Origin of the sequence: Stenotrophomonas sp. HMWF003 (assembly GCF_003061285.1) — a bacterium.
Lineage (GTDB): Bacteria > Pseudomonadota > Gammaproteobacteria > Xanthomonadales > Xanthomonadaceae > Stenotrophomonas > Stenotrophomonas maltophilia_AP.
Genome location: NZ_QAIW01000305.1, coordinates 1 through 9,421, shown reverse-complemented (window position 1 = coordinate 9,421; position 9,421 = coordinate 1). Strand labels below are relative to the sequence as shown.

General features: G+C 70.3%; 4 protein-coding genes. 2 read left to right on the top strand and 2 right to left on the bottom strand.

The window, feature by feature from the left end; genetic code table 11:
• Positions 1 to 15: 15 nt before the first annotated feature.
• Positions 16 to 2,580, top strand: a complete 2,565-nt coding sequence (locus DBR34_RS12525) for a methyl-accepting chemotaxis protein (RefSeq protein WP_128097038.1) — start codon at positions 16 to 18, stop codon at positions 2,578 to 2,580.
• Positions 2,581 to 2,649: 69 nt separating this feature from the next.
• Positions 2,650 to 5,283 (top strand): excinuclease ABC subunit UvrA, encoded by a 2,634-nt coding sequence (locus DBR34_RS12520; protein WP_128097037.1) that lies wholly within the window; start codon positions 2,650 to 2,652, stop codon positions 5,281 to 5,283.
• An 80-nt stretch (positions 5,284 to 5,363) separates the two neighbouring features.
• Here DBR34_RS12520 and DBR34_RS12515 read toward each other — a convergent pair whose 3' ends face one another.
• Both DBR34_RS12515 and DBR34_RS12510 read right to left on the bottom strand, forming a co-directional pair.
• Positions 5,364 to 7,874 carry a sulfite reductase flavoprotein subunit alpha gene (locus DBR34_RS12515; protein WP_128097036.1) on the bottom strand — a complete coding sequence of 837 codons (2,511 nt, stop codon included), beginning with the start codon at positions 7,872 to 7,874 and terminating at the stop codon, positions 5,364 to 5,366.
• 14 nt (positions 7,875 to 7,888) lie between these two features.
• Positions 7,889 to 9,421: TonB-dependent receptor (locus DBR34_RS12510; RefSeq protein WP_128097035.1), on the bottom strand; the 1,533-nt coding region annotated here is incomplete at its 5' end.

Here is a 9,421-nt window from a genome sequence, read left to right as displayed (position 1 = left end):
CGCCTGGAGCATGTGATGTCGGCCGTCCCCCGCCGCCCGTTGTCTTCGTTCGCCCGCCTGGGTGAGCGCGTTGTCCTGCCTTGGTTCACCCGTGCCGCCGCGTCGGCGCGCCGCCTGAGTGTCGCACGCAAGCTCAAGGCCGCGCTGCTGGTCTGCGGCAGCGGCCTGCTGGTGGTGGCGTTGGTCTACGCATGGACCCGCTACAGCAGCGAACGCGCCACCGCCCGCTACGCGGCCCACCAGCAGGACGCAGCCCTGGCCGCCACGCTGGCCACCCAGGTGGCCGATGCGCGCCGCCTGCAGACCCGCTACGCCATCACCTTCGAGGACACCGACCGTGCCGCCCTGCAACAGGGCCAGGCCCAGTTGCAGACAACCCTGCAGGCGCTGCAGCGTACCCCGCACGAGCCGGGCACGGCGGCCGCGCTGCGCGCGCTGGCGGCCCGTGCACAGGAATTCGCCGACGGGATTGCGGCGTTGAATGCCCGCGCCGATGAAATGGGCCGCGGCGACGCCGGACTGCGCGCACAACTGGACGCCAGCGCGGCCGCGCTGGACGGCCTGCTTGCCGGAGCCGATCGCCTGGCGTTGGCCGTGCAATGGCAGGCCATGCGCCGCCAGGAAGCACTGCTGCTGCTCAGCGGTGATGCACAGCACACCGATCGTGCCAGCGAAGCCAAGTTGCCGTTCGACCTTGCGTTGTCTGCCTCGGGCCTGCCGGCAGCAACGCAGGACGCCCTGCGCGCCGGCATGGACGCTTACCAGAGCGCGTTGCTGGCCTACACCGCCGCCCGCGTAGGGCTGGACGTGGAAGCGCAGTCGTTGGCCGATACCGCCGCGCAGATTGCCCCGGCATTGCAGGCGCTGCACCAGGCGCAGGCGGCTGCGCTGGACGCCGCGCGTGCCCGCCAGCAGGCGCAGGCACGCGCGATGACCGTGCTGTTCGGGTTCACGCTGGCGCTGGTGGCGGCGGTGCTGATCGCCAGCCTGCTGCTGGTGCTGCGTGCCGTGCGCCAGCCTATCGCCGACACCCTGCGGTTTGCCGAAGACATCGCCGAGGACCGCCTGGACAGCGTGCTGGTGGTGCACAACCCGCATGATGAGATCGGGCAGCTGGCGCAGCGGCTGGTGCACATGCAGCAGCGCCTGCGCGGGCGCATCGAGGCCGAACGTGCCGCCGCGCGCGACAACGCCCGCGCGCGGCAGGCGCTGGACAGCACCCAGGCCGGGGTGATGGTGATCGACCCCGACGGCCGCATCAGCCTGCTCAACCATGCGCTGTTGGCCGAACTGGCGGCATCCGAAGCGCAGTGGCGTGGCCAACCGGCGCAGGCATTGCACCCGGTGTTCGCGCGCATCGTGGAAGCGCTGCAAGGCCGCGAGCCGGGCAGCCATGAGATCGAGCACGCGGGCACGCGCTACCAGCTGGTGGCCACGCCGATCATCGACGACGGCCACCTGCTGGGCGCCGCGGTGGAATGGCGCAGCCGCGCGCTGGAAACCACGGTGGAAACCGAAGTGGCGGCGCTGGTGGATGCCGCTGCGCACGGCCAGTTGCATGGCCGCATCGACACCACCGGCAAGCACGGCTTCGTGCGCACGCTGGCGGTCAGCACCAACCGGCTGCTGGATACCTTCCAGGGCAATCTGTCCGGTCTGCAGGCGGTGCTGTCCGCGTTGGCCCAGGGCGATCTGCGGGTGCGCATGCAGGGCGAGTTCCAGGGCGTGTTCGCGCACCTGCGCGACGATGCCAACGCCACCGTGCAGCAGCTCACCGACATCGTGGCACGCATCCAGCAGGCCTCGACTGCCATTGATGGCGCGGCGGGTGAGATCGTGGCAGGCCACCAGGAGCTGGCCGGGCGCACCGAGCGACAGGCCGCGCACCTGGAAGAAACCGCCTCGTCAATGGAAGAACTCACCGCCACCGTGCGCCAGAACGCCGACGCCGCCCAGCAGGCCAACCAGCTGGCGCTGCAGGCCACCGGCGTCGCCCAGCAGGGCGGCGCCTCGGTGGCGCAGGTGGTGGCCAGCATGCGTGACATCGCCGACGCGTCGCGGCGCATCGGCGACATCACCGGGGTCATCGACGGCATTGCCTTCCAGACCAACATCCTCGCCTTGAACGCGGCGGTGGAGGCGGCGCGGGCTGGCGAGCAGGGCCGCAGCTTCGCCGTGGTGGCCAGCGAAGTGCGCCTGCTGGCCCAACGCAGTGCCGATGCCGCCCGGCAGATCAAGGGCCTGATCGAGGCCTCGGTGGACACCGTGGCCGCCGGCAGCCGCCAGGTGGACCAAGCCGGTGCGACGATGGACCAGATCGTGGGCAGCGTGCAGCAGGTCAGTGCGATCATGGCCAGCATCTCGGCGGCGTCGCAGCAGCAGAGCGCCGGCATCGAGCAGGTGGGGCACACGCTGCTGCAGATGGATGGCAGCACCCAGCAGAACGCGGCGCTGGTGGAGGAAGCGTCGGCCTCGGCGCAGGCGATGGAACGCCAGGCCGCGCTGCTGTCCGACGCGGTGGCCGCGTTCGTGCTGGAGGTGCCAGTGACGCCGCGTGCGGCCCTGCGCGTTGCGGTGTAGCGTCGCCCCACACGCCCTGCTCACGTTCCTTCACTGGCCGCTTCGACGGGTGCTCTTTATCCTGCACCGATGAGCACCCGTCGCACGCCCCCGTCACCGTCCACCCGCAACGCCTTCGTGCGCGTGCGCGGTGCCCGCGAACACAACCTCAAGGACGTCGACGTGGACATCCCGCGCGATGCGCTGGTGGTGTTCTCGGGCATCTCCGGGTCGGGCAAGTCGTCGCTGGCCTTCGGTACGCTGTATGCGGAGGCGCAGCGGCGCTACCTGGAGTCGCTATCGCCGTATGCACGGCGGTTGATCGACCAGGTGGGCGTGCCCGACGTGGATGCCATCGAGGGCCTGCCGCCGGCGGTGGCGCTGCAGCAGCAGCGCGGCACGGCCAGCGTGCGCTCCAGCGTCGGCAGCGTCACCACGCTGTCCAGCCTGCTGCGCATGCTGTATTCGCGCGCCGGCACCTACCCGGCCAAACAGCCCATGCTGTATGCCGAGGACTTTTCGCCGAATACCCCGCAGGGTGCCTGCCCGAACTGCCATGGCCTGGGCCACGTGTATGAAGTGACCGAGCAGTCGATGGTGCCCGACCCGTCGCTGAGCATCCGCGAACGCGCCATCGCGGCATGGCCGCCGGCCTGGCACGGGCAGAACCAGCGCGACATCCTGGTCACGCTGGGCTACGACGTGGATATTCCCTGGCGCCACCTGCCCAGGAAGCAGCGCGACTGGATCCTGTTCACCGAGGAACAGCCGGTGGCGCCGGTGTATGCCGGCTTCACCCCCGCCGAAACCCGCGCCGCGCTGCGCCGCAAGGAAGAGCCCAGCTACATGGGCACCTTCAGCGGTGCGCGGCGGTATGTGCTGCATACGTTTGCCACCACCCAGAGCGCGATGATGAAAAAGCGCGTGGCCCGCTACATGGTGGGCACGGCGTGTCCGGTGTGCGACGGCAAGCGACTCAAGCGCGAAGCGCTGTCGGTAACCTTTGCCGGGCTGGACATCGGTGCGCTGTCGCAGCTGTCGCTCAGTGCCATGGCCGCCGTGCTGCGCCCCGCCGCCGAAGGTCATTTCGAGGCCCCGGCGGCGGCCGCCACCCGCAGCCGCGCGGTCGGGCGCAAGGCGCAGCAGGCGCGCGTCGCCGCCGGCGGCCCGTCCCATGCAGGCGGCAGCGACGTGCGGCGCACGCCGGACCTGTCCGAGGAAAAACGCATCGCCGCCCAGCGCATCGCGCATGACCTGGTTGAGCGCATCGGCACGCTGGAGGCGCTGGGCCTGGGCTACCTGTCGATGGACCGCGCCACGCCCACGCTGTCACCGGGCGAACTGCAGCGGCTGCGCCTGGCCACCCAGATCCGCTCCAGCCTGTTCGGCGTGGTGTACGTGCTCGACGAACCCACCGCCGGCCTGCACCCGGCCGACGGCGAAGCGCTGTATGGCGCGCTCGACCAGCTCAAGGCCGGTGGCAATACCCTGTTCGTGGTCGAGCACGACCTGGAGATGCTGCGGCGCGCCGACTGGCTGGTGGATGTGGGCCCGGGGGCCGGCCAGCATGGCGGGCAGGTGCTTTACAGCGGGCCGCCCGACGGCCTGCGCACGGTCAAGGCCTCGGTCACCGCGCCGTACCTGTTCGACGGCGACCGCGGTGAACGGCGCATGCCGCGCACGCCCTCGGGCTGGCTGGAACTGCGCGGCATCCACCGCAACAACCTGCACGGCCTGGACGCGCGCTTCCCGCTCGGCGCATTCACCGCGGTGACCGGTGTCTCCGGCTCGGGCAAGTCCAGCCTGGTGAGCCAGGCGCTGGTGGAACTGGTCGGCGAGCACCTGGGCCACGAGCCGGTGGTGGAGGACACCGACAGCGAACTGCCGGTGCCCAGCAGCATCGAGCGTACCCGCGGCCGCTTGCACGCCGGTGCCAAGGCGATCAAGCGGCTGGTCAACGTCGACCAGAAGCCGATCGGGCGCACCCCGCGTTCCAACCTGGCCACCTACACCGGTCTGTTCGACCACGTGCGCCGCCTGTTCGCCGCCACCCGCACCGCCAAGGCGCGGCGCTACAGTGCCGGGCGTTTTTCCTTCAACGTGGCGCAAGGCCGCTGCGATACCTGCGAAGGCGAAGGCTTCGTGCACGTGGAACTGTTGTTCATGCCCAGCGTGTACGCGCCGTGCCCCACCTGCCATGGCCAGCGCTACAACGCCAAGACCCTGGAAGTGGAATGGAACGGCCGCAACATCGCCCAGGTGCTGGGCATGACCGTGGAGGAGGCACTGGCCTTCTTCGCCGACGAGGTCCCGGTGCAGCGCCCGCTGCAGCTGCTGCGCGACATCGGCCTGGGCTACCTGCGGCTGGGCCAGCCGGCCACCGAGTTGTCCGGCGGCGAAGCGCAGCGGATCAAGCTGGCCACCGAACTGCAGCGCAGCCAGCACGGCAGCAGCCTGTACGTGCTGGACGAGCCGACCACCGGCCTGCACCCAGCCGACGTGGACAAGCTGATGGCGCAGCTGCACGGTCTGGTGGATGCCGGCAATACCGTGGTGGTGGTCGAGCACGACCTGCGCGTGGTGGCCGATGCGGACTGGGTGATCGACGTCGGCCCGGGGGCGGGCGAGCAGGGCGGCACGATCGTGGCCACCGGCACACCCGCGCAGGTGAGCCGCGCCAAGGCCGGTGCCACCGCGCCCTACCTGCGACGCTGGTTCCCCTAAGCCGTGCGTCGCTGCACCACCCGACCACCGACTGAAACAAACCAGCACCGGTAGAGCGACGCCCTGCGTCGCTGCACCCCTCAATACACGTCGCGGCGGTAACGTCCTTCGCCCAGCAACGCATCCACCTGGTCCTCGCCCAACACCTCGCGCAGCACCGCGTCCACCCCCTCGGCCATGCCGTGCAGCGAGCCGCACACGTAGAGGCTGCCCCCCATCGCCACCCAGGCCCGCAGCGCCTCCGGGTCCGCACGCAGGCGGTGCTGCACATAGCCGCCCCCGTCCACGTCGCGCGAGAACGTCAGATCGACGCGGGCCAGGTGGCCCTCGGCCTGCCAGGCCGCGATCTCGTCGCCGTACAGCCGGTCGAATGCGCGGGTGCGCTCGCCGAACACCAGCCAGTGGCCGCGGTCGCCGTGCGCGGCGGCTTCGCGCAGCAGGCTGCGCAGGCCGGCGATACCCGTGCCATTGCCGATCAGCAGCATCGGTGCGTGTTCCGGGAAACGGTGGAAACCGGCATTGCGGCGCACCCGGGCCTGGATCGACGCGCCAGGGGCGGCGTGCACGCACAACCACCCCGCGCCCAGCCCGTGGCGGCCATCGGGCAGGTGGGTAAGGCGGATCACCAGCTGCAGTCGATCATCGTTGGGCACCGAGGCAATGGAGTACTCGCGGTGCGGCAACGCGGGCAGCGTGGCCAGCCAGGCGGCGGCGTCGGCGACCGGCAGGGCCGGCGGGACGTCGGGCAACACACGGCCAGCCGCCACCTCGACCAGCGTGGCGGGCAGGCCGTCCACCACGATGCGTGCCGCCGGGTCGAGCCCGTGCCTGGCCAGCACGGCGCGCACGTACGCATCGGCATGCCGCGGTGCCACTTCCAGGATGTCGCCGGCCTGCCAGCTGGCGTGTGCCGGCGGGGTCAGGTCCACCTGCCAGATCGCCGCGGCGGCACTGCCCGCGTTGAGCTGCTGGCGACCCTGCAATACCCACGCCTGCAGGGCGGCCGGCGCCGGCGGTGGTGCCGTGTCTTCGATGCCGCTGATCGCACTCAGCTGCTGTTGCCAGCGTGCGAGCGCCGCCGCATCGTCGCGGTCCACCTCCACGGTCGGGAACAGGCGCTGCGCGCCCTGCGTATGCAGCCACGCATCCACCGCACGCGAGAAACCGCAGAAGCGCACGTACTCGCCATCGCCCAACCCCAACAGCGCATAGTCCAGCCCGGCCAGGGGCAGGGATCGGGTGAGCAGGCGGCGCTCGAACACGCGTGCGGCGTCCGGCGCTTCGCCATCGCCGAAGGTGCTGAGCACGAACAATGCCTTGCCGGCCTGCTGCAGGCTGGCAGCGTCCAGCTGCCCCAGCGCACGGACCTGCACCGCCAGTCCCGCCGCCTGCAGCTGCGCGGCCGCGCGCCATGCCAGCTGTTCGGCGAACCCGCTCTGGCTGGCGAAGGCGACCAGCCACGGTGCCTGGCCGTGGCCTCCCGCCGTGGCGATGGGCAGGCGCGCGTGGCGTACCTCGCGCTTCTTGCGGCGCCGGTCCAGGTACAGCATCCAGCCAGTGATGAAGAACAGCAGCATGGCCAGGCTGCTCAGCATCACCACGATGCGCCCGGGCAGGCCGAAGAAGCTGCCCGAGTGCAATGCGAACACGCTGACCATCACCTTGCCGCCCGCGCCCTGGGCCGCATACGGCTCATAGCCCAGCAGTGCGCCGCTGGCCGGATCGATCTGCACGATGTCCTGGGCGCGGTCGTGCGCGGTGTTGGTGCCCTGCACGCGCGCGGTGACCACCTTGCCGGGTTTTGCCGGGAAGCGCAGGTCCACGTAGCCGCCGCGCACGCCCTCCAGCGCGTACAGCGTGGCCTGCAGCCTGCCCAGGTCCAGCGCGCCCGGCCCGGCGGTGGCGGTGGCCTGTTCGGCACGGGCGCCGCCCAGCAGCTGGGTAGCGCCCGCGCGGTACCAGTCGAACGACCACCACAGCCCGGTCAGCGCGATCAGCAGGTACACCAGCAGCACCCAGGTGCCCACCACCGAGTGCAGGCTCCACAGGAACGCGCGCCCGCTGCGGGTCCATTCCACCGCCAGCCAGGTGCGCCAGTGCCACCAGCGCCGCGGCCAGCGCAGGTACAGCCCGGACAGGCAGAAGAACACCAGCACGATCGCGCAGCTGCCGGTGACCACGCCGCCGCGCTCGCCGGCCACCAGGTGCCGGTGCAGGTCTTCGACGAAGGCGAAGAACGCCAGGCCGCGCAGGTCATTGAACATCCTGCCGGTATAGGGATCGAAGTAACGCCAATGTTCCTGGCCGCCCTCGAAACGCGCCACCGACAGCCGCTGGCCGGTGGCGTCCATGCGCAGCCGCTGCATCGCGCGCGGCTGGCCCTGCTGCAGCCGCGGCACCAGTTCGGTCAGTGCCATCGGCTGCGCACCGGCCTCATGCTGCCGGGCCACCTGCGCGAACACCGGGTTGGCCGCGCGCATGATCTCGTCTTCGAAGGCCAGCGTGGCCCCGCTCAGGCCCATCACCGCCAGCACCGTGCCGGCGGTGATGCCGAGCAGCCAGTGCAGCTGGAACAGGGTCCACTTGAACATGCGGGTCGGTCCGGTCAGAAGTCGAGCTGGTAGCCGAGGGTGACGGTGCGCCCGCGCCCGGCGAAGTAACGGTCCGGCTCGATCAGCGCGCTCTGCGAGTAGTAGGTGATGTACTGGCGGTCGAGCAGGTTGGCCACGCCCAGCTGCACGCTGCCCTTGGGCAGGGTGTACGTGGCGGCCAGGTCGAACAGTGCATAGCCCTGGAACTGCTTGGCCGCTTCATCGAAGGTGCGGTTGAACGCGTACTGCCCCTGCACGAACGTGGACAGTGCCGGCGTCCACTGCGCCGACCAACTGGCAATCACCCGGTTCGGCGCGATGTTCAGGCCATCCAGGCGCGCATCCAGCCGGCCATCGGCATCGCTGTCGTAGCGCCCGCGCGTCCACGCATAGGACAGGCCGAGTTTGTGCGCTTCGTTGAGGCGGTAGCGCACGCTGGCATCCAGGCCTTCGATGCGGGTTTTTTCGCGCGCCATCTGGAAGGCACCATCGACTGCGATGATCCGCGTCCCCAGGTCCGAGCGCGACTGGAACAGCGCCACGTCCGCTTCCCATGCACCGGCGCGCAGCCGCCCGCCCAGTTCAACGTTGCGGGTCAGCACCGGTTCGAGCGTATCGAGGTCGGCCACCGAGGTGCCGCGAGTGTTGATCGAGCGCAGCACGCGGCCCACGTCGGGCATGCCGAAGCCTTCGGAGTAGCTGCCGAACACGTTGAAGGTGTCGGTCGGCGCGAACACCAGGCCGGCGTTGTACAGGGTTTCGCCGAAGGACAGTTTGCCGCCCTCCACGTTGACCCGGTTGTAGCGGTACAGGGTCTGGTAGCTGTCGATGCGCAGGTCGGCTTCTTCGCGGCGCACACCCGCCTGCGCGGTCAGCGTGGGCAGCAGTTTGTACTCGGCCTGCACGAAACCGGCCACGTTGCGGAACGTGGATTCCGGCACATAGGTGCGGCCGGTGCCGTACAGGTCCTGCTTGCCACTGTCGTGCAGCAGGTCGATGCCGCCGGTGAGCTTGAGCGCACCGCCCAGCAGGTCGTCGCGACCCACGCTGGTCTTGGCGCCCCACTTGGAGGCTACCGAGCGCGACTGGTCGTACAGCGTGCCTACCGGGGCGATCAGCGGATCCTGGAAGGTCGAGGAGCGGTCGCCGCCGAACAGGCCTTCGAATTCCTGGTTGAACACCATCGCGCGCAGTTCCATCCCGGCCAGGTCGTGATGGATATACGACAGCCCGGTGGTCCACACATCGTTCCACGGCGGCGTGCCCGGCGGGGTACCGCGCACCGACGTGGTGGGAATGCCGGCGCTGCGGTTGCCGGCCACGGCGAGGTAGTCGGCCTTGGACTTGATCCGGTAGCGGTTGGTGCTGAACTGCAGTTCCTGGTTGTCGTCGAACCAGTAGCCCAGCTTGGCGTGCAGGTCGTAGGCGCGGGTGGCCATCAGGTCGCCCTGCGTGGTGTCGGTGCCGATCGCGGTGCCGTCGCCGTCCAGCCACAGGCCCTGGTCTTCATAACCGGCGCCCAGCAGGTAGTCCCACCGGCCCTTGCT

Coding starts and splice junctions, on each gene's coding strand:
- DBR34_RS12520 (WP_128097037.1), top strand. CDS start 2,650: ATGAGCACCCGTCGCACGCCCCCGTCACCGTCCACCCGCAACGCCTTC.
- DBR34_RS12515 (WP_128097036.1), bottom strand. CDS start 7,874: ATGTTCAAGTGGACCCTGTTCCAGCTGCACTGGCTGCTCGGCATCACC.
- DBR34_RS12525 (WP_128097038.1), top strand. CDS start 16: ATGTCGGCCGTCCCCCGCCGCCCGTTGTCTTCGTTCGCCCGCCTGGGT.